19 protein-coding genes and 3 pseudogenes are annotated in these 20,518 nt (G+C 43.9%); 18 read left to right on the top strand and 4 right to left on the bottom strand.

Annotation, left to right across the window (positions count from 1 at the left end):
• Nucleotides 1-76 precede the first annotated feature (76 nt).
• The 4 genes and pseudogenes from MMY81_RS23115 to MMY81_RS23100 all read left to right on the top strand — a co-directional run bounded on the left by MMY81_RS23115 (nucleotide 77) and on the right by MMY81_RS23100 (nucleotide 2,930).
• Nucleotides 77-1,057, top strand: a complete 981-nt coding sequence (locus MMY81_RS23115; RefSeq protein ID WP_252314704.1) for a zinc-binding metallopeptidase family protein — start codon at nucleotides 77-79, stop codon at nucleotides 1,055-1,057.
• A 185-nt stretch (nucleotides 1,058-1,242) separates the two neighbouring features.
• Nucleotides 1,243-1,955, top strand: a pseudogene (map, locus tag MMY81_RS23110) (type I methionyl aminopeptidase).
• Nucleotides 1,956-1,977: 22 nt separating this feature from the next.
• Nucleotides 1,978-2,631: an O-methyltransferase gene (locus MMY81_RS23105; protein WP_252314703.1), complete on the top strand. Its 654-nt coding sequence runs from the start codon at nucleotides 1,978-1,980 to the stop codon at nucleotides 2,629-2,631.
• 59 nt (nucleotides 2,632-2,690) lie between these two features.
• Nucleotides 2,691-2,930, top strand: a complete 240-nt coding sequence (locus tag MMY81_RS23100) for a hypothetical protein (protein WP_120192376.1) — start codon at nucleotides 2,691-2,693, stop codon at nucleotides 2,928-2,930.
• A gap of 13 nt (nucleotides 2,931-2,943) precedes the next feature.
• Here MMY81_RS23100 and MMY81_RS23095 read toward each other — a convergent pair whose 3' ends face one another.
• Entirely contained in the window at nucleotides 2,944-3,123 is a 180-nt protein-coding gene (locus MMY81_RS23095; RefSeq protein WP_120192375.1) for a DUF5325 family protein, read from the bottom strand.
• Nucleotides 3,124-3,305: 182 nt separating this feature from the next.
• Between MMY81_RS23095 and typA the strand changes: the two genes are divergently transcribed.
• Nucleotides 3,306-5,138 (top strand): translational GTPase TypA, encoded by a 1,833-nt coding sequence (gene typA, locus MMY81_RS23090; protein ID WP_252314702.1) that lies wholly within the window; start codon nucleotides 3,306-3,308, stop codon nucleotides 5,136-5,138.
• Between the two features lie 45 nt (nucleotides 5,139-5,183).
• On the top strand, nucleotides 5,184-5,537 hold the full coding sequence (locus MMY81_RS23085) for a YlaH-like family protein (protein ID WP_120192373.1): 354 nt from the start codon (nucleotides 5,184-5,186) through the stop codon (nucleotides 5,535-5,537).
• Between the two features lie 103 nt (nucleotides 5,538-5,640).
• On the opposite strand, the gene MMY81_RS23080 is transcribed toward MMY81_RS23085, so the two are convergent.
• Nucleotides 5,641-5,841, bottom strand: a complete 201-nt coding sequence (locus MMY81_RS23080; RefSeq protein WP_252314701.1) for a YlaI family protein — start codon at nucleotides 5,839-5,841, stop codon at nucleotides 5,641-5,643.
• A gap of 212 nt (nucleotides 5,842-6,053) precedes the next feature.
• Between MMY81_RS23080 and MMY81_RS23075 the strand changes: the two genes are divergently transcribed.
• Both MMY81_RS23075 and MMY81_RS23070 read left to right on the top strand, forming a co-directional pair.
• Nucleotides 6,054-6,509 carry a pyridoxamine 5'-phosphate oxidase family protein gene (locus tag MMY81_RS23075; RefSeq protein ID WP_252314700.1) on the top strand — a complete coding sequence of 152 codons (456 nt, stop codon included), beginning with the start codon at nucleotides 6,054-6,056 and terminating at the stop codon, nucleotides 6,507-6,509.
• 89 nt (nucleotides 6,510-6,598) lie between these two features.
• On the top strand, nucleotides 6,599-7,927 hold the full coding sequence (locus MMY81_RS23070) for a PhoH family protein (RefSeq protein ID WP_252314699.1): 1,329 nt from the start codon (nucleotides 6,599-6,601) through the stop codon (nucleotides 7,925-7,927).
• Here MMY81_RS23070 and MMY81_RS23065 read toward each other — a convergent pair whose 3' ends face one another.
• On the bottom strand, nucleotides 7,928-8,431 hold the full coding sequence (locus MMY81_RS23065; RefSeq protein WP_252314698.1) for a peptidyl-prolyl cis-trans isomerase: 504 nt from the start codon (nucleotides 8,429-8,431) through the stop codon (nucleotides 7,928-7,930).
• A 168-nt stretch (nucleotides 8,432-8,599) separates the two neighbouring features.
• On the opposite strand from MMY81_RS23065, the gene MMY81_RS23060 reads away from it, so the two are divergent.
• The 7 genes and pseudogenes from MMY81_RS23060 to MMY81_RS23045 all read left to right on the top strand — a co-directional run bounded on the left by MMY81_RS23060 (nucleotide 8,600) and on the right by MMY81_RS23045 (nucleotide 15,183).
• On the top strand, nucleotides 8,600-8,881 hold the full coding sequence (locus MMY81_RS23060) for an Fpa/YlaN family protein (RefSeq protein WP_120192368.1): 282 nt from the start codon (nucleotides 8,600-8,602) through the stop codon (nucleotides 8,879-8,881).
• A gap of 156 nt (nucleotides 8,882-9,037) precedes the next feature.
• Nucleotides 9,038-11,348, top strand: a pseudogene (pyc, locus tag MMY81_RS23055) (pyruvate carboxylase); the annotation flags it as partial.
• Between the two features lie 28 nt (nucleotides 11,349-11,376).
• Entirely contained in the window at nucleotides 11,377-11,607 is a 231-nt protein-coding gene (locus MMY81_RS35710; RefSeq protein WP_374562635.1) for a hypothetical protein, read from the top strand.
• Nucleotides 11,561-12,061, top strand: a pseudogene (locus MMY81_RS35705) (pyruvate carboxylase); the annotation flags it as partial. The gene MMY81_RS35710 and the pseudogene MMY81_RS35705, both read left to right, overlap by 47 nt.
• A gap of 171 nt (nucleotides 12,062-12,232) precedes the next feature.
• The gene (locus tag MMY81_RS35700) at nucleotides 12,233-12,478 is read left to right on the top strand and encodes a biotin/lipoyl-containing protein (RefSeq protein ID WP_374562659.1); all 246 of its coding nucleotides are present in this window, start codon (nucleotides 12,233-12,235) and stop codon (nucleotides 12,476-12,478) included.
• A gap of 106 nt (nucleotides 12,479-12,584) precedes the next feature.
• A complete protein-coding gene (locus MMY81_RS23050) occupies nucleotides 12,585-14,009 on the top strand; it encodes a cryptochrome/photolyase family protein (RefSeq protein ID WP_252314697.1) in 1,425 nt (474 codons plus the stop codon).
• A 1-nt stretch (nucleotide 14,010) separates the two neighbouring features.
• Nucleotides 14,011-15,183, top strand: a complete 1,173-nt coding sequence (locus tag MMY81_RS23045; protein WP_252314696.1) for a GNAT family N-acetyltransferase — start codon at nucleotides 14,011-14,013, stop codon at nucleotides 15,181-15,183.
• 161 nt (nucleotides 15,184-15,344) lie between these two features.
• Here the strand turns inward: MMY81_RS23045 and MMY81_RS23040 are convergent, their stop codons facing one another.
• Nucleotides 15,345-16,268: a COX15/CtaA family protein gene (locus MMY81_RS23040; RefSeq protein WP_252314695.1), complete on the bottom strand. Its 924-nt coding sequence runs from the start codon at nucleotides 16,266-16,268 to the stop codon at nucleotides 15,345-15,347.
• Nucleotides 16,269-16,562: 294 nt separating this feature from the next.
• On the opposite strand from MMY81_RS23040, the gene MMY81_RS23035 reads away from it, so the two are divergent.
• From MMY81_RS23035 to ctaD, 3 genes are read left to right on the top strand one after another with little or no spacing between them, the layout of a single operon-like run.
• The gene (locus MMY81_RS23035) at nucleotides 16,563-17,450 is read left to right on the top strand and encodes a UbiA family prenyltransferase (protein WP_252314694.1); all 888 of its coding nucleotides are present in this window, start codon (nucleotides 16,563-16,565) and stop codon (nucleotides 17,448-17,450) included.
• A gap of 58 nt (nucleotides 17,451-17,508) precedes the next feature.
• Nucleotides 17,509-18,612, top strand: coding sequence for a cytochrome c oxidase subunit II (coxB, locus tag MMY81_RS23030; protein WP_374562657.1), 1,104 nt, complete (start codon nucleotides 17,509-17,511; stop codon nucleotides 18,610-18,612).
• A gap of 22 nt (nucleotides 18,613-18,634) precedes the next feature.
• Complete coding sequence (ctaD, locus tag MMY81_RS23025; RefSeq protein WP_120192362.1) at nucleotides 18,635-20,518, top strand: cytochrome c oxidase subunit I; 1,884 nt, start codon at nucleotides 18,635-18,637, stop codon at nucleotides 20,516-20,518.

The following is a 20,518-nucleotide window of genomic DNA, read 5'->3' as shown; positions in this document are numbered from 1 at the left end:
AAAAAACTCCTGCCGTGCTAAACTGCTTATGATATAAGCGAAACAAGACAAAATATTACCATTAGGAGGATACGGAATGGATAAATCCAGCATGGATTTTTTATTAACACTGCTCAACACTCCATCTCCTTCCGGAAGCGAAGAAGATATTCAGCGGAAATGGCTCAATTACACGAAGCCATTTGCCGACGAACAGAGAGCAGATGGAGCGGGGAACGCTATTTCTATTATTAACCCGGAGGGTACATTAAAAATCATGCTCGCCGGGCATTGTGATGAGATTGGTTTTTTGGTTAAAGATATAGATGCAGAGGGTTATATACGAGTGGAAAAACTTGGCGGTATCAGTCATAAGCCTGCGCTTGGTATGAAGGTAGACATACTGGGGGAAAAAGAAGTTGTTACCGGAGTATTCGGGGTGAATGCCGAGCATCAGGGAGGGACCGGAGACGGCTTTTCTTTTTCCGATTTGTTCATTGACTGCGGAGCGTCTAATAGAGAAGAGGTAGCAAAACTGATATCTATTGGTGATACAGCCGTTTACCATAGATCTCCAGAATTACTTTTTGGAAATAAAATCAGCGGCAGGGGTCTGGATAATCGTACAGGCGCATTTATCGCGGCAGAAACGATAAAACGTCTAAAACAGAAAACATTCCCGGCCAGCGTAGCAGCAGTTAGTACAGTGAATGAAGAAACCAATATGGGCGGAGCGTACTATGCAGGAGCTGCCATTCAGCCGGATCTGGCCATAGTAATTGATGTAACATTTGCTTACGATTATCCGGGTTCCAACCGGGGCGGTCAGCCGGAAGTAAAGCTGGGCGGAGGCCCGGTGCTCGCAGTAGGTCCTCCGGTAAATAAAAAAGCCGGCCTCGGAATAAAAGAGACAGCAGAAAAGCAGGGTATAAATATACAATATGAACTAACCCCAAGACAAACAGGAACAGACGCAGACAAGATTCGATATACGGGCAGCGGAATTACTACAGTTAATGTATCGCTCCCCTCCGTTATATGCACTCTCCTGTTGAAACAGCAAGCCTCGAGGATATAGAGGCCGTAATTACCCTGGGCGGCTTATATTGAGGATCTCGGGGCCGATACATCTTTTCAGCCGCTGATAATGGATTGATATCTATACACGTCTGAAGATAAAGATAGTATAATAAACACCATCCTGAATAAAGAAAGGATCCTTACGTTTGATTTCGTTAAAAAACAACAAGAGAGATACAGCTAATGGAGGACGCCGGTAAGCTGCTGGTAGACTGCCATAAAGAAATAGAGCAGAGAATAAAGCCGGGGGTGTCAACCAGAGAAATAGATACCTTTGTGGAAACATATTTAAAAAAGCACGGGGCCACACCTGAAAAAAAGGATACATGGGATATAAGTACGCTACCTGTGCCAGCGTAAATGATGAAATCTGCCATGGCTTTCCGAGAGCTTCTTTATTAAAAGAAGGAGATATTGTGACCATTGATATGGTAGTTAATTTAAGAGGAGGACTGGCTGATTCCGCCTGGACCCATAAAGCCGGGAAAGTTTCCAATAAGACAGAAAAATTACTGGAAGTCACGAAACATTCCCTCGATTTAGGGATAGAGCAGGCGGTGGACGGGAATAGAATTGGTGACATCGGCCATGCGATCCAAAGCTATGCAGAAAAAGAAGGCTATTCCGTAGTCAGGAATTTTTCCGGTCATGGTATTGGACGTACCATTCACGAAGATCCACAAATTCCGCATTTCGGAGAGGCCGGCAAAGGCCAGCGTTTAAAAAAAGGGATGGCGGTAACGATAGAGCCGATGATCAATGAAGGAAGCTGGCACAGCAGAATGGACAGCAATGGCTGGACAGCGCGCACGAGAGATGGGAAAAAATCGGCTCAATATGAACATACGATCATCATTACAGAGAATGAGCCTATAATATTAACCCGCCAATCATAAAATATTGTAGGAGGAATGCAGGATGAAACAAGTAAATGATTATATTCAATCCGTTTTTCAGTCAAATGATGATGAATTAACAGAGGTACTCAAATCGATCCGGGAAAACAATATGCCGGAAATTTCCGTGAGTCCGAACGTAGGAAAGATCTTAACTATGCTGGTGAAAATATCCCGTTCCAAAAACATACTGGAAATCGGTGCCCTCGGAGGGTACAGCGGTATCTGCCTTGCCAGGGGATTTGGAAAAGAAGGGCATTTAACCAGCCTGGAAGTAAATGAAGATTTTGCGCAGGTATCCAAGCAGAACCATATCCGCGCCGGATTTGAAGGCCAGACAACAATTATGGTCGGCGAGGCCCTTGATACATTAAAGCATCTAAGAGAAAGTGAAAATTCCTACGATTTTATTTTTATTGATGCGGATAAAAAAAATTATGTGAATTATCTCGATTATGCTATAGAACTTGCCAATCCCCAGGCTTTAATTGTCGCAGATAACGTTCTTGCAGGAGATACTGTGTTCAATGCCGACTTGGAAGATAAGCGCTATACGGAAGCCATCCGGCAGTTTAATGAAAAAGTAGCATCACATCCTCAGCTGGAATCCACCCTTATACCGAGTGGAGATGGAATTACTGTATCCCGGGTTGTAAAAAACGAAAACCGGGAATAATACGGACGGTGCAAATATGTTCCGGCAGCGGAAACGGCTGATCTAAGGCAGGTGAAAGAATGAAACATTTAAAAGGGAAAAAAGCAGTGATTGCCACCGTGCTGTCATTGCTGCTCCCCGGAATAGGACAGATGTATTTAAAAAAATTCATCAGCGGAATTCTTTTTTTTATAATATATATTGCGCTGTTCACAACCGTATATGCGCCTTCTATATTTGTGGCGGGAATTGCGGCTGTGCATGCCTATGCTTACGCACCGGATGAAAATAAAGCAGAAAAAAACAGCAGCGTTCAATGAACACTGCTGTTTCTTATGCGTTGGACTGCTGCTTCACACGTAATTTTCTCGCTCCATAAAAGGATACGAGCAAACCGGCAATACATAGTACAGCAATCAAAAGAGAGCCTTCCGCAACAGCAATGCCAAGGCTGGCAATACTGAAAGTAGCAAGAAAGGCGAGGAAAAGAAATACCCATTTTACTGCAGTCATCGTAGTAAACACCACTTTTCGCTATTACTTTATTCTACTTAATAGTCTACAATGGAATAAGAGAATTTAAAAGCATGACAGATATTTTCCCTTAATTAAGCAAAAAGTACTTCCAATCAAAAGGGAATGTGCTACAATTGATAGGTTAAGGAATGATAGTATCGGATAGGAGCGGTAAACGAATGGAATTACGTAATGATTTAAGAAATATTGCTATTATAGCTCACGTTGACCACGGAAAAACAACATTGGTAGACGAGCTGTTAAAACAGTCTGGAACGTATCGGGAAAATGAGCATGTCGATGAGCGTGCGATGGACAATAACGACATTGAAAAAGAACGCGGTATTACTATTCTTGCTAAAAACACGGCAGTAAAGTATAAAGACACCCGCATTAACATAATGGATACTCCAGGACACGCCGATTTCGGCGGAGAAGTTGAACGTATCCTTAAAATGGTAGATGGTGTACTTCTAGTAGTGGACGCATACGAAGGATGTATGCCGCAGACACGTTTTGTGCTTAAGAAAGCATTGGAACAAAAGCTTACCCCTCTTGTAGTAGTTAACAAAATTGACCGTCCTATGGCCCGCCCTGATGAGGTCGTGGATGAAGTACTTGATCTATTCATCGAGCTTGGCGCTGATGAAGAGCAGATCGAGTTTCCGGTAGTATTTGCTTCTGCAATTAATGGAACAGCAAGCATGGATTCAGATAACCAGGATGGTAAGATGGACATTCTGTTTGATGTTATCCTTGATACTGTACCGGCACCTATTGATAACAGCAGCGAGCCGGCACAATTCCAGGTTACTATGCTTGATTATAATGATTACCTTGGACGTATCGGTATTGGAAGAGTATTCCGGGGAACTATTAAAAACGGCGATCAGGTTTCTTTAATTAAACTTGATGGTACAGTTAGAAGCTTTAGAATTACAAAGCTTTTCGGCTTTATGGGATTAAAGCGTATGGAAATCGACGTGGCAACAGCCGGTGACCTTATTGCTATTGCAGGTATTGAAGACATCATGGTCGGAGAAACAATCTGCCCGGCAGATCACCAGGATCCGCTTCCGGCACTCCGTATTGATGAGCCTACTCTTCAAATGACATTTCTTGTAAACAACAGTCCTTTTGCAGGACGTGAAGGCGACTACGTTACAAGCAGAAAAATTGAAGAGCGTCTGATGACACAGCTTGAAACAGATGTCAGCCTCCGTGTGGAACACACCGAATCGCCGGATGTATGGACAGTTTCAGGACGCGGCGAGCTTCATTTGAGTATTCTTATTGAAAACCTCCGCCGCGAAGGTTATGAAATTCAAGTATCCAAGCCTCAGGTTATTATTAAAGAAGTAGATGGTGTTGTATCTGAGCCGGTTGAACGGGTGCAGGTAGACGTACCGGAAGACTATACTGGTGCAGTAATGGAATCTCTTGGAGAAAGAAAGGGAGAAATGCGTGACATGGTTAACCGTGGAGACGGTCAGGTCCGTATGGAATTTTATGTTCCTTCCAGAGGCCTTATTGGGTATTCTACGGAATTTATGGCACAGACTAAAGGTTACGGTATTATTAACCACGTGTTTGACGGCTATCGTCCCCTTCACAGCGGACAGGTCGGCGGACGCCGCCAGGGTGTACTTGTTTCTATGGAAACAGGAAAATGTACTCCTTACGGCATGATGCAGGTAGAAGACCGCGGTACCCTTTTCCTTGAGCCGGGTACGGAAATATACGAAGGTATGATCGTCGGTGAGCACACGCGTGATAACGACTTAACTGTTAACATCACTAAGATGAAGCAGCAGACAAACGTTCGTTCCGCTAACAAAGACAACACGGTTACGATGAAGCGCCCAAGAATTCTGACGCTTGAAGAAGCATTGGAATATCTAAACGAGGACGAGTACTGTGAAGTAACACCAAAATCAATCCGTCTTCGTAAAAAAATTCTTGATAAGAGTGCTAGAGAGCGCGATGAGAAGCGGAGCAAAGTATCGAAATAAAGCACTACCTCAGCATAAACGGCATTTCATGAGGAGGGAAACGTAATGAACGGCGGATCAACCAATTCCGGAGATATTGCTGTTACTCAGGACCAGCTGTCATGGACGGCCGGTATGCTTGGCATCCATGAATATCCGATTACGGGCTTTTGGCTTTTGTATGCAGCTGTAGTAATTATGTGTATTCTTGTGTTCAACATGGGTTTTGCACGAAAGCTGCCTCTGCTCAAAAACGTTATCGTTTATAGTGCCCTTCTCATAGGTGCCCTTCCTTTAACTATCTTTGCTATTGGGATGGCGGTAGTAGAGTCTTTATTTGCAGCAGCAGTTGTGCTGGCCATATATCGTCTGCGGCTGAAACGCCATAAACAAGAGCAGAACCAGCAGCCATCTGCATAAAAAAGCTTTCCCTTTTGGGAAAGCTTTTTTATTATAGCTTATACGGAGAAAAAAGAATGAATACAAAAAACGCTCCCGGGGAGCGCTTTTGACACAGCATGTTTTACCATCCATCATCCTGAGTAGGGTCACGGTATAAATGAAAATTACCGGTCTCCGCTCTTTCTTCTGTACGTTTAGCAATTCGTGCCTGGCAGGTTTCGCACATATACGTATGAATCGGGCGGTTCCGCAGTTTCTTAGCCAGCGGATTTCCATCATCAAGATCATGAATGTCATCGCAGAGTACACATTTGACTTTCATATCTAAATCCTCCAGTAGGATGAGCAATTTTATCGAGATTGTTTCATTTATAGTATAACATGAAAGATGGAAGGCTATCACTGATGAACTTCCAAAGAACGATTAGTGAACAGGAAATTAAAGGAGTTTCCACCAGAAATGTCGTATATGTAAAATAATAGGCATATGCACCGCCTGTTAAGGGAATTAAAAATACATAAGGGGGTTATGGAATGGCAAACCGAATGGAAAAAAATCTCAACGATGAACTGCTGGCTCTTCTAAAAAAAGAACGGTACATTTCATTAACTACAGTAGATTATGAAACGAAGGCTCCAGATGTGAGAGTTCTCTCGTGGATATACGCACCGGATAGAGAAACACTTCGATTTACTATTGATAACCGGTCCAAAATGATGGAAAACATGAAGCACAATTCCGGTATCGTCATTACTGTTATAGGCAACGGATCTACGTATGCGATTGCCGGCGAAGTGAAAATACTCAAAGAAGAAATAGAAGATGTGCCTATTAAGCTGGCGCTGGCGGAACTCGATATTAAGGAAGTAAAGGATATTATGTTTTACGGTGCTAAGATGACGCTGGACCCGCGTTACGAAAAAACATACGACGCGGAAGCGGCAGCAAAGCTGGATAATCAAGTGATGAAGGCCATGAAAACAGTCTGATCGTATAAGGCCTCCTCCACAACCTATAGACATCATTCTATTCTTATAAGAATAGAACAGACTTTCACTTACTTCTGGGGGGAATAACGTTGAAAAAAATATACGTGCTCGATACTAATGTGCTTCTTCAGGACCCTCGTGCTATATACCAGTTTAAAGAAAACGATGTTGTGATTCCGGCGGTAGTGCTGGAAGAAATTGATTCAAAAAAGCGGTACATGGATGAAATCGGCCGGAATGCCCGGGAGACTGCCAGAATTCTGGACAGCCTGAGAGTTGTAGGGAAGCTTCATGAAGGCGTGCCGCTTGATTCAGGTGGTTCTGTTCGCGTAGAGCTGAACCATAAATCCTATCAGTATCTAAAAGACATGTTTATAGAGGTAACAAACGATAACCGTATTTTAGCAGTAGCCCATAATCTTCATACGCAGCAGCTTGAAGAAAAAACAGGAAAAAGCGTTATTATAGTAAGCAAAGATGGGCTGGTGCGTGTAAAAGCTGACGCTCTGGGCCTGCATGCCGAAGATTTCCTGAATGACCGCGTAACGGAATTTGATAATATGTACAGAGGCAAGCGGCATATCGCTGTGTCAAAAGATCTTATTGATACCTTCTATGCAGAGAATGCGCTTCCGCTGGAACAATTAGAAGAAAAAGGGATGTACCCGCATGAATTTGTTGTGCTTCGGGACAGCGCAGGAGGGTCTTCGTCTGCTCTTTGTAAGGTTAATGCGGCAGCAACCCAGCTGGTGCCTTTTACGAATGAACACGAGCACGCCTGGGGTATTAAACCACGGAATGTGGAACAAAAAATGGCGCTCGAGCTTCTTTTACGAAACGACATTCCGCTCGTTACTCTTACGGGAAAAGCAGGAACAGGAAAAACGCTACTAACGCTTGCCTGTGGACTTATGCTTACGGAAGACTATGGCAATTACAATAAGCTGCTGGTGGCAAGACCCGTTGTGCCAATGGGAAAGGATATAGGCTATCTTCCCGGTGAAAAAGATGAAAAACTAAGGCCGTGGATGCAGCCGATCTTTGATAACCTGGAGTATTTATTTAACGCTAAAAAGCCCGGCGAACTCGATCAGATTCTAGCCGGAATGGGTTCTATTGAAGTAGAGGCACTGACGTATATTAGGGGCAGAAGTATTCCCGATCAGTTTATTATTATTGATGAAGCGCAGAATTTAACAAAACATGAAGTGAAAACTATCCTGACAAGAGTAGGGGAAGGAAGCAAAATTGTATTGATGGGGGATCCGAAACAAATTGATCACCCTTATTTAGATGAATTAAATAACGGGCTTGCCTACGTGGTGGAAGTCTTCAAAGATCAATCAATCAGCGGCCACGTAAAGCTGGAAAAGGGAGAAAGATCCGGCCTTGCCCAGCTCGCAGCCGATCTATTATAGCTAAACGATGCGGAATCCTGTCACGAAAGTGATGGGATTTTCTTTATTTTCCCCGTTTCCGTAATAAATATGAACAGGTCCGTCTTCTTTCAGGCTGGATCCGTCTTTGGAAAACCCTGCAATAAAATCTTTTGCCGTATCCAGGTCCACAATAAGTTCTGATCCTTCAGATCGTTCCACGACTACTTTGGAAGCGTCTTCCCCGGGTTCAGCATTTTCGATAAAATAGTGAAAAGGAATGCCAAAGCTGCCCTTAATCAATGTTTCTTTTTTATTGCGTACTTCGTTTGTTTTAGTACGCTTAGGAATACGGGCGCCTTCTGTCATTTCCCTGTCCCAGTGCTCGGAAGCTGCGCGTGTGTATTCTTCAAGACTCGTATCGGCTTTTTTCTCCTGCTCAAACCAAGTGGTCAAGTCAACTTTTCTGTCATCAAAAATCCACACGGTAGGATCAATGGTAATCGTGTATTTTGTATTTCCATATATGAAAAGAATAAACTCCATAATGTGATTCCTCCTTGTATATGCAATAGTACTATAATATCATAGGAGAGGAAGTCTTGGAAAACAAGCAGGATGTTTAAAAATGGTGAACTTTTCAATACTTTCTTGCATTTTTCCCGGTAAATAGATAAGATAGATTTAATTAGCTAAATATTAGGAGGGGTCACCTTGAGCGTAAAGGCAGAAACCGAACATAAAGAAAAAGCATATGCCCTTCTTGTTGCCGATGCCGAAAAAATCAGAAAACTGATTGAAGTCCAGATGGAAAACTTAACGATGCCTCAATGTCCTCTTTATGAAGAGGTATTGGATACGCAGATGTTTGGTCTTTCCCGTGAGATAGACTTTGCTATTCGTTTGAATCTTATTGAAGATGCGACGGGTAAACATATTCTTTCCGAGCTAGAGCGAAAGCTTTCTGCTTTCCATGAAGCAACAGTAAATAGTTAAAAACAAGCTGCAGGCCGCAGCTTGTTTTTTTATGTATGAAACACCCGAAAAAAATTTTCGGCTTTTGACAAAAATAAATGGCATGGTATGATAAAATATATTTGGAATTGTCAGTAAATAAACGCAAAAGAGAGAATGGAAACCGGGAGGAACGAGATGAGCCAACTGAAAAATATTAAAAAAGTATTAGTTGCAAATCGTGGAGAAATTGCGATCCGAATTTTCAGAGCGTGCACCGAGCTGCATATCCGCACCGTAGCTATTTACTCTAAGGAAGACACAGGGGCTTTTCACCGTTATAAAGCAGACGAAGCTTACCTGGTGGGAGAAGGAAAAAAGCCCATTGATGCGTATCTTGATATTGAAGATATTATTGCGACCGCAAAGGAAAATAATATTGATGCCATTCACCCAGGCTATGGATTTTTGTCAGAAAATATTGAATTTGCCAGACGGTGTGAAGAAGAAGGCATCATTTTTATCGGACCGGAAACCAAACATTTAAACATGTTCGGCGACAAAGTGAAGGCACGGACGACGGCGCTGGAGGCAGGCCTTCCTGTTATTCCGGGCAGCGACGGCCCGGTGGAAAGCCTGGAGGAGGTCCGGTCGTTTGCCGAAGCCAATGGCTATCCGTTTATTATTAAAGCATCTCTTGGCGGCGGCGGCCGCGGCATGAGAATCGTCCGCGACGCAGATTCTTTATCTGAATCGTATGACCGGGCTAAATCAGAAGCCAAATCGGCATTTGGTAATGATGAGGTCTACGTTGAGAAGTTTGTGGAAAGTCCGAAACACATAGAAGTCCAGATCCTTGGAGACTCGCATGGCAACGTCGTGCACTTATATGAAAGAGACTGCTCGGTGCAGAGAAGGCACCAGAAAGTAGTGGAGATTGCTCCAAGCGTATCATTGAGTGATGAACTTCGGGAGGAGATCTGTGAAGCTGCCGTCAAGCTGAGTAAAAATATTGATTATGTGAATGCGGGAACGGTTGAATTTCTGGTGGATCCCCACGGGGAATTTTTCTTCATCGAAGTAAATCCCAGAGTGCAGGTAGAACATACGATTACCGAAATGATTACCGGCTTTGATATTGTGCAGGCCCAGCTCTATATAGCGGACGGAAAATCCCTGCATGGGAAAGAATTAAACATACCGGAGCAGAAAGATATCAAAACGTTTGGCTATGCGATCCAGTCCCGTGTAACAACAGAGGATCCGGCTAACGATTTTATGCCTGATACCGGAAAAATTATGGCTTACCGCTCCAGCGGCGGATTCGGCGTGCGGCTTGATGCCGGAAATGGGTTTCAAGGGGCCGTTATTTCCCCGCACTATGATTCCCTGCTCGTGAAAGTATCCACCTGGTCGCTCACGTTTGAAGGCGCTGCAGCTAAAATGCTTCGGAACCTTCGCGAATTCCGGATCCGTGGCATTATCACCAACATTCCGTTTCTGGAAAACCTCGTGCAGCACAGCGGCTTTCTGAGCGGCGATTATAATACGTCCTTTATTGATCAGACACAGGAACTGTTCGTTTTCCCGAAACGAAAAGACCGGGGCACGAAAATGCTTACCTTTATTGGCGAAACGATTGTGAACGGCTACCCGGGACTGGAAAAAATGAAAAAACCGGTGCTCGACAAGCCGCCGGTACCTATTATTGAAAAAGCGGCGGAGCCTCTAAAAGGAACCAAGCAGATATTGGATGAACGCGGCCCGGAAGGGCTCGCTGACTGGGTGAAAAGCCAAAAGCAGGTGCTGTTAACGGACACAACGTTCCGTGATGCCCACCAGTCACTGCTCGCGACAAGAGTCCGGACGCAGGATCTAAAGAAAATTGCCGCACCGACGTCCCACATGCTGCCACAGCTATTTTCGTCAGAGATGTGGGGCGGGGCAACGTTTGACGTGTCCATGCGCTTTCTGCACGAAGATCCGTGGGAGCGTCTACTGCTGCTAAGAGAGAAAATGCCAAATATTCTGCTGCAGATGCTGCTTAGAGCTTCTAATGCCGTCGGATACAAAAACTATCCGGATAACGTGATTAAGGAATTTGTCGAAAAAAGTGCCGATGCCGGTATCGATGTCTTCCGTATTTTTGACTCCCTTAACTGGCTGGAGGGGATGCAGTTGGCCATTGATGAAGTGAGAAACCAGCAGAAAGTGGCGGAAGCATCGATCTGCTACACCGGTGATATTCTTGATTCTGCGCGAACGAAATATGACCTGCAGTATTATAAAGATATGGCCGTTTCTCTGGAAAAGGCAGGCGCCCATATTTTAGGTATTAAAGATATGGCTGGACTCCTGAAGCCGGAAGCGGCGTACCAGCTCGTGACCGAGCTCAAGCAGACGATTTCGATTCCAATTCATCTGCATACCCACGATACGAGCGGAAATGGTATTTTTACGTATGCGAAAGTAATTGAAGCAGGTGTCGATATTGTCGATGTCGCATCAGTTCGATGGCCGGTTAACTCTCAGCCAGCATGAACAGCCTGTACTATGCGATCAAAGGCACGGAAAGGCAGCCGGATATCGATATTAAAGCCGTCGAAGAGCTGAATGAATACTGGGACTACACCCGGAAATATTACCAGGGCTTTGAGAGCGGCATGAATGCGCCGCATACGAGGTGTATGAGCACGAAATGCCGGGGGCCAGTACAGCAATCTGCAGCAGCAGGCGAAAGCGGTCGGGCTTGGGGCACGCTGGAATGACGTGAAGAAAATGTACCGCCGGGTGAACGACATGTTTGGAGATGTGGTCAAGTGACACCGTCTTCCAAAGTGGTGGCGACATGGCTTGTATATGGTCCAAAATGACCTTTCGGAAGAAGATGTGCTGGAAAAAGGCGGAAGTCTCGACTTTCCTGATTCTGTGGTAGAGCTGTTCCAGGGATATCTGGGCCAGCCGTATCAAGGCTTTCCGAAAGACCTGCAGGACGTCATTCTTAAAGGACGCGAGGCGATCACCAATCGTCCCGGCGAAAATATGCATGATGTAGACTTTAAAAGCCTGCAGGAAGAGCTGTATAAAGAAGTAGACCGCCAGATCACCAGCCATGACTTATTGTCCTATGCGCTGTATCCGAAAGTGTATATGGATTTCGAGCGTTTCCGCCAGCAGTTCGGCGATGTCACGGTGCTCGATACGGCTACGTTCTTTTACGGGCTCCGCCTGGGTGAAGAGATCGAAGTGGAGATTGAACAGGGAAAAACGTTGATTGTGAAGCTTATTTCGATTTCCAAACCGCAGGACAATGGTACGAGAATTGTGTACTTCGAACTGAACGGCCAGCCGCGGGAAGTGAATATTAAAGACCAGAACGTAGCGGCTTCCGTTATGGAACGGCCGAAGGTAGATAAGAAAAACGCGAATCAAATTGGTGCCTCTATGCCGGGGACTGTGATTAAGACCCTGGTGGTAGATGGAGAAAAAGTAAAAAAAGGCGATCATTTGATGATCACCGAAGCCATGAAAATGGAAACGACCGTTCAGGCGCCGTTCGATGGGGAAGTGAAGTCCATTCACGTAGCGGATGGCGATGCGATTGCCACCGGCGACCTGCTGATCGAATTTTCCTCCTAATAAAAAAGGAACCGTCTGAAGACGTAATATCTTCAGGCGGTTTTTTAATTTTTAAAAACGTTTAAATGGGGTATAAGAAAAAGTGAAGCAGAGAGGATGATTAAAGATGGCAGAGACAGCACTATTATGGTTTAGAAGGGATTTACGGCTCACTGATAATCACGCGATGTATGCGCTCGAACAATGGCTGCAGGAAGATAGTTCCAGAACATGGATGGCTTTTTTCCATATAGAAAAAAAACGAATTGAAGATCCATGTCCCCACCACGATTATTTTTTTCAAAATCTGGAAGCATTCTCTAAAGAATGCAAAGAAAAAGATATCCGCCTATACATAAAAGTGGGAAAAATCGGGAAAGTATTCGAAAATTTAGGCAAAGAAAAAGAAATCAGCGCAGTTTTCTTTAACGAAGATGAAGTACCAAGGGCAGTAAAAAGAGATGAAAAAGCACGGAAGGGCCTAAAACAAGCTGTCTTTTATCCTTTTAAGGATGCTCATTTTCACGCTTCCGATGAAGTACTGAAAAAAGATGACAGCTACTATGAGGTATTTACGCCATATTACAGAAGCTGGTTTAAAAAGCAAAAAGATAAACCATTTCGTACGGATCCTGCTTTTCTTGCATCCCGTCAGGTAAACAAAGCCCTATCTGATAAAAAAGACCGGGATATATTGAAAGAGTACAATAAACAGGCTGAAACAAAATGGGAAAAAGTAAAGGAACAGGATGCCCTCGATCGTTTGGATACATTTGCTGATGACCCGGTTAAATATTACGAAAACGAACGGGATATTCTGGCAGAGGATGGAACAAGCAGGCTGTCAGCTTATTTAAAAACAGGAAGAATATCAGTGCGTACTATTTATGAGGCTCTGCTTCCAAAACTGGAAGAAGAAGATAAAGGAGCCGGGACATATTTAAGTGAGCTGGCATGGAGGGATTTTTATAATATGATTCATGTATCTCATCCTGACTTGAAAAAAAAGGAATTAAAAGAAGCCTACCAGTCCCTTAGCTGGAGTAATAATAAAGAAAACCTGGATAAATGGAAAAATGCAGAAACAGGATATCCGGTTGTTGACGCCTGCATGACTCAATTAAATGAAACAGGCTGGATGCATAACCGCGGCAGAATGATAACTGCCTCTTTCCTGGTTAAGGACTTTCTGGAAGATTGGAGGGAGGGAGAGCAGTATTTCGGCCAACGTCTGATAGACTATGATCCATCCTCCAATGCCGGCGGATGGCAGTGGGCTGCTTCCACCGGTTCAGATGCAGTACCTTATTTCCGGGTGTTTTCTCCGATACGGCAAAGTCAGCGTTTTGATGAAAATGGAGAATTTATTAAAAAATACCTGCCCGTTTTAAAAGATGTGCCTGCCCGATTCATTCATGAGCCCTGGAAAATGAGTGAAGAGGAGCAGGAAAAAGCATCGTGTATTATAGGAAAGGATTATCCAGAGCCGGCAGTGGATCATGCTGTTCAGCGGAAACGGGCTATTGCTATGTTCAAAGGAGAGGACGAATAAGGTGGAAATACGAAAAATGAAGCCGGCAGAGGTTGACCAGAATATTACACTAGGTGAATTTGCTTTTCAGTTTGAACTCTCAACGGAACAGCGGGAGGATCGTAAAAAAATCATTAAACCGGAAAATACCTGGGTGGCAGTGGAAAATAAAGAAATAGCCTCAAAGCTTACGATTTTTCCATCCGAGATTTATATTGCCGGGGAAGTAATGAAAATGGGAGGCATTTCCGGAGTAGCCACCTGGCCGGAGAAAAGACGCAGTGGATTGGTACGGGAACTGCTCCGGGCGGCCATGAAAGATGTGAAAGAGAGGGGCTGTGAAGTTTCCCTGTTATATCCGTTTTCCTTTTCATTTTATCGGAAGTTTGGATGGGAGCTGTTTGCGGATGCTAAAATATGGACACTTTCAAGCTCGCAGCTGCCCCAGCCTGTGCCTTTGGAACAAGGCACTATTTACAGGGTGACACAAAAGGCAGCGGCTGTCCTGCAGCCCATTTATGAGAAGTGGGCAGTTTCCTATACCGGCGCTGTTCTCCGCGATAAGCAGTGGTGGGAAGATATGGTGTTAAAGCGTAAAACAGGAGAAATAGCGGTGTTCAAAAACGAACAGGGAGAAGATAGAGGGTACATTATTTATAAAATAAAAAATCAAAAGATGGAAGTAAAAGAATTTATATGGCTTGATGAAGAGACAAGAACGGCTCTCTGGAGTTTCTTAGCCCAGCATGATTCAATGATAACGGAAGTAGAAATAAGGCCGGCAGTAAACGATCCAAGCCGTTTTCTGCTTGCGGATTCCAGAATCACCGAGAAGCGGGAAAGTTATTTCATGGCCAGAATTGTAGACATGACCTCCTTTCTGCAGAAATACCCACTGCACTTAAAAGAAGGGGAAGAACTTGATCTGAAAATAGAAGACGATTTTTGTGAATGGAATAAAGGATTTTACACTCTGGAAAATGTAGATGGCAGCATTCACATCCGTTTTTATCCGGGACACTCGGAAAAAGAAGGACTGGAAATGAACATTCAAACAGCAGCAGCTGTGTTTATGGGATACATCACCGCCGAACAGGCCTGGAAAGCCGGAAGAATTCAAGGGAAACCGGAGCAGGTGGCTCTTCTGCAGGCAGGTATCAGCGATTTGGAGCCATTTATATACGATTTTTTTTAATGAGCAAAAAAGCTTTCCGAAATCACGAAATCGCAGGTAAGGGATCCTTCTTTCTATGTTTTCCTCTAGTCTAAAAGAAACCGGGGATCCTGCTTATTAAAAAAACCCCCGCTACCCTTTCAAAGGGAGGCGGGGGTTTTGTGTATCTTATTAAATAGTAGTTATTTATAATGTCGGCCGACTGCCGGCTTCCTCGTGGCAATCATTACCATATATCCGAGCGTTGTAAATAAAAACGTGACGGTAATGGCATGGGTTAAGGCGGAAGCCAGGTAAGCAGTAACGTATACGACAGATATGCCGGCCGCGATCTGGACAATAGTTAAAGCAAAAACAAGAATACTTGCTGTTTTTAATGAAGCAGATGAAGCGAAGCGCCTGATGGTCCAGATCATCAAAATGGCGATAAAAATAAATAAGATAGTAGCAAATACACGATGGGCAAAATGGATGCCTATCTGAAAACCTAATGCACCGCTGATATCCGGTATAATCTGATTGTTGCAGAGCGGAAAGCCTTCACACGCATAAGTGGCATCCGTATGCTTTACATAGGCACCGGTATAAATAACAGCGTAGCAGTAGATGATAACAAACAGAAGGTAGTTTCTGTATCCTTTGCTTACTGTAGGAGCAGGGGCATTTTTTTTGTTTTCAAATGCTAAAATCGTAAGAAGAACGACGGTAGCAAAAGATATAGTGGAAATGCCAAAATGAAGAGCAAGTACAAGGCTGGAATTACCCCATATAACAGCACCGGCTCCCATCATTCCCTGAAACACAATAAAAAGGACAGCCATAAGGGCCATAAATTTTGTTTCTCTTAAGTGCGGGAGCTTTTTCCAGGCCCACACTGCCAGAATGATAACAAACAGGCCCATAAGCCCTGACCATAATCGGTGGCTGTATTCTATAATAGTTTCCAAAGCAGGCGAATCAGGTATGACTTCTCCAAAGCAGAGAGGCCACGTCGCTCCGCATCCTTCTCCGGAACCTGTCTTTGTTACAAGGGAACCTTGAATAAGTACAATTAACATTCCAATAGAAGTAAAAACACCAAAAATCTTTAAGCCAATATTGTTCACTGCTATTCACCTCAGTCCAATCTGTGCTGTATAAGTAACGAACCTATTGTAATCGTAGGGATTCTGCATATAAAAGTCAATTTAATAGTAATGAACATTTAGAGGCGTTTCGTAAACATGAATAAATTGTGAAAATAAGGAAACAGATGAAAGCGGAGAACATTTAAGCTATAATATTATAGTAAGGTTGCGGTGTGACCTTGTAATTGTTGTTTCTAACCAGTGTATTTTAATGCTACAATATAAACAGTGAAGCGTACACACAGGGGGATTAATTTAATAGGAGGTGTAATCATGAATAGGACAGAATCATCTGCTGATTCGCTTCATCATCCAGCGGCCTCCGGAAAAAACCAAGTTACTGCGCGTCCATTCTTTTTATTCAGGAGAACAGCGCTTTTATTTTCTGTATTTTTGATAACGTTTACAGTGATGCTGGCTGCAGAACCTTTTTCCAGTTTTCAATGGCAGCAGAATCTGCATCTGTTTATTCTCACTTTTGCTGGAACAGGGCTGCTTCTACAGGGGTGCTTTATGGTGGAAACCCTTCTTGGTAAAAAGCGCGGGGGCGTTACGGAAAAAAAGGATAAACAGACACTTGGCACAGGGCTTCTGGTAACAGCTGTAGGTATTATGCTGCTCTTTTCCATCAGCATGACAACCGGACTGCTTGGAACAGCCTCGGCTTTCGGATATATTATAGGATTTGCTTACTGGCTCAAGTATCGTTCAAGCTTTGGAAGTTTTATGCAGGCAGGTGTTTTCGCTGTACTTCCTTTAATTGCCTGGTCTGCAGCAGATGATTCGCTGCATGCAGCGGCCTGGATTTTGGCGTTTCTTTTTTTCATCTGGTACTGTACATACTCGCTGGCTCTTTCCGTTTTGAAAAAGGAAGAATACATAAAAGCAGGTATACCTGTACTGGCAGTAATAACTGGAAACAAAACCGCCAAACTTCAAAGCATTTTATACGCATCCGTTTTTATATTGGGAGCTCTTATGCTTGGACAATATGGAAACGTGTATCTTATATCTGTAATGGTTGGAGGGGCTGTCTGGCTGACCTGGCTGGCAGCCGGACTGAAGATGCGGTCGGATAAAAAATGGGCAGCCGGAGCACTCGCCTGCTCGATCGGATGTTTTTCTATCGTATTAATTACCATGGCAATACCGGCTTTATGAACTGCGCCAATCAGGCGTTAATATATCATTTATTAAAGAAAGAGGGGTTAAGTGAATGATGAATAAGCATACGTTTATGATGCGGCTTCTGCCTTTATCTTTCATACTGCTTTTACTGTCAGGATGCGGTGAAGAACGTCTTACTGCACTGGACCCATACGGCCCTCAGGCGGAATGGATTCTTGATAACCTGATTTTAAGTTTGTATGTGATGGCAGTAGTAATTATTGTTGTGTTTGCACTGTACTTTATCGCCGTAGTGAAATTCAGAAGAAAACCAGGTGATAATGAGTATCCTAAGCAGGTAGAAGGAAGCAAAGCACTAGAGCTTACCTGGACTATTATTCCATTATTTTTATTGGCAATTCTGGCCGTACCAACGATTACAGGTACATATTATTTTGCGGATACTACGCCTCAGGCCGCAGGTTCAAGCGGCGAGGGAGAAGGAGAAGGTGTCTCCATCAATGTAACAGGTCATCAATACTGGTGGCAGTTTGATTATGAAGATGGTTTTACCTCTGGAAATGAAGTATACATTCCTGTGGGGGAAAAAGTAGAATTTACGCTTACTGCTGAAGACGTTATCCACTCTTTCTGGGTACCGGCACTTGGCGGAAAGATTGATGCCATCCCGGGAATTGAAAACCAGCTTTGGCTGGAAGCAGATGAACCAGGCATTTATAAAGGGAAATGCGCCGAGCTGTGCGGACCTTCCCATGCATTAATGGATTTCAAAGTAGTAGCACTTGAGCGTGACGAGTATAACAGCTGGGTTGAAACAATGGCGTCTGAGCCTGCTGAACCTGAGGAAAATACAACAGCTTCAGAAGGCCGCCAGGTATTTGAAGACCAGGGCTGTATCGGCTGTCACGCTGTAGGAGGCCAGGGCACTGCCCAGGGACCCACGCTGACTAACTTTGCCGACCGGGAGACTATCGCCGGGGTCGTAGAATACAACGAAGAAAATCTTGAAGCCTGGATCCGTGATCCGCAGTCTTTCAAACAAGGAAACAATATGCAGGCTTACCCGGATATGGAAGACCAGGATATGGACGCACTGCTTGAGTATCTTGCCAGCCTGGAAGTAGAACAGCCGGCTCTTGGAAGACAAGTGGAGACAGACGGCTCAGACAGGATTGAAGAACCACAAAATGAATAAAGAGTAAGGGAGGGTAAACCCAATGGCGGATTATTCAGCAATTATAAAAGAAAAGAAAGATAAAAGCGTCTTAATGGACTGGCTTACCACAGTCGACCATAAAAAGTTAGGCGTTATGTATTTGATAGCAGGTACGCTGTTTTTCCTAAAAGCAGGCCTAATGGCAGTTTTTATGAGAATACAGCTTATGTTTCCGGAAAGTAATTTTCTGGACGGGCAGACATACAATGAATTTATTACAATGCATGGAACCATCATGCTGTTCCTTGCAGCCACACCATTATTGTTTGCTTTTATGAACTACATTATTCCTCTTCAAATAGGGGCACGGGATGTAGCGTTTCCTTTTGTTAATGCTCTTGGTTTTTGGATTTTCTTTTTCGGCGGGCTGCTATTAAGCGTCAGCTGGTTTTTCGGAGGTGCTCCCGATGCGGGGTGGACAGCTTATGTTCCGCTGTCAGCTGGAGATTACGGGCATTTAGGAATGGATTTCTATGTTATCGGTCTTCAAATAAGCGGTATTGGAACATTAATCTCCGCTATTAACTTTATCGTAACGATTGTAAACATGCGTGCTCCAGGTATGACGATGATGAGAATGCCGCTTTTCTGCTGGACCTCACTCGTTACTTCCCTGCTGATCGTATTTGCTTTTACGCCTTTGGCTGCCGGACTTGCGCTTCTTATGCTTGATAGATTGTTCGGCGCTCAGTTCTTTTCTCCGGACAGCGGAGGAAATGCCGTTTTATGGCAGCATATTTTCTGGATTTTCGGTCACCCGGAAGTATATATTTTAGTGCTGCCGGCTTTCGGAATCATTTCCGAAGTTATACCTGCCTTCTCCAGAAAGCGTTTATTCGGGTATACGGCAATGGTATTCGCTACATTGATTATTGCTTTCCTCGGATTTATGGTTTGGGTCCACCACATGTTTACCGTTGGTATTGGTCCGGTAACAAACTCTGTTTTCGCTATTGCTACTATGGCAATAGGAATACCTACTGGTATTAAAATATTTAACTGGCTCTTCACGATGTGGGGCGGTAAGCTTACGTTTAATACAGCTATGCTCTGCGCTTCCTCTTTTGTCCCTACCTTTGTGCTGGGTGGTGTAACAGGTGTTATGCTTTCCATGGTGCCGGTCGACTATTTGTACCATGACACGTACTTTGTAGTAGCCCACTTCCACTACATAATTGTTGGGGGTATCGTTCTCGGGCTGCTGGCCGGATTGTACTACTGGTATCCAAAAATGTTTGGACATCATTTAAATGAAAAGCTTGGTATGCTGATGTTCTGGATGTTTTATATTGGTTTTCACATGACATTCTTTGTTCAGCATATTCTCGGCCTTATTGGAATGCCAAGACGGGTATACACGTATCTGGAAGGGCAGGGTATGGATACGATGAACCTGATTTCTTCTATTGGAGCATTTCTAATGTCTGCGGGTATTATCGTACTGGTTATTAACATCGTATACTCTGCATTAAAATCAGAGCGTGTAGTAGTAAGTGATCCTTGGGATGCCAGAACACTGGAATGGTCAACTCCTACTCCAATTCCAGAGTATAATTTCGCCCAGGTTCCACAGGTACGCTCTCTTGATCCTTTATTCTATGAAAAGATTCATGGAGACGGAAAAATGAAACCGGCTGAACCATTATCCGATATTCATATGCCAAACGGCTCTATTTTACCCTTTATTATTGGGATTGGCATGTTCGTATGGGGATTTGGCATGATTATGCTTAATATGGAAAATGCTATCATAACTCCTTACGCCGTCATTATTCCAGGTTTTCTGCTTACATTTGGTTCCATGCTTGTGCGTTCGATTAAAGAGGACCACGGCTACCATATTACAGTGGAAGAATTAAAAAAGCTGGAAAAGGAGGTAAGTTAA

It is taken from the genome of Sinobaca sp. H24, assembly GCF_023845525.1.
This window is presented reverse-complemented; position numbering and strand designations above follow the sequence as displayed.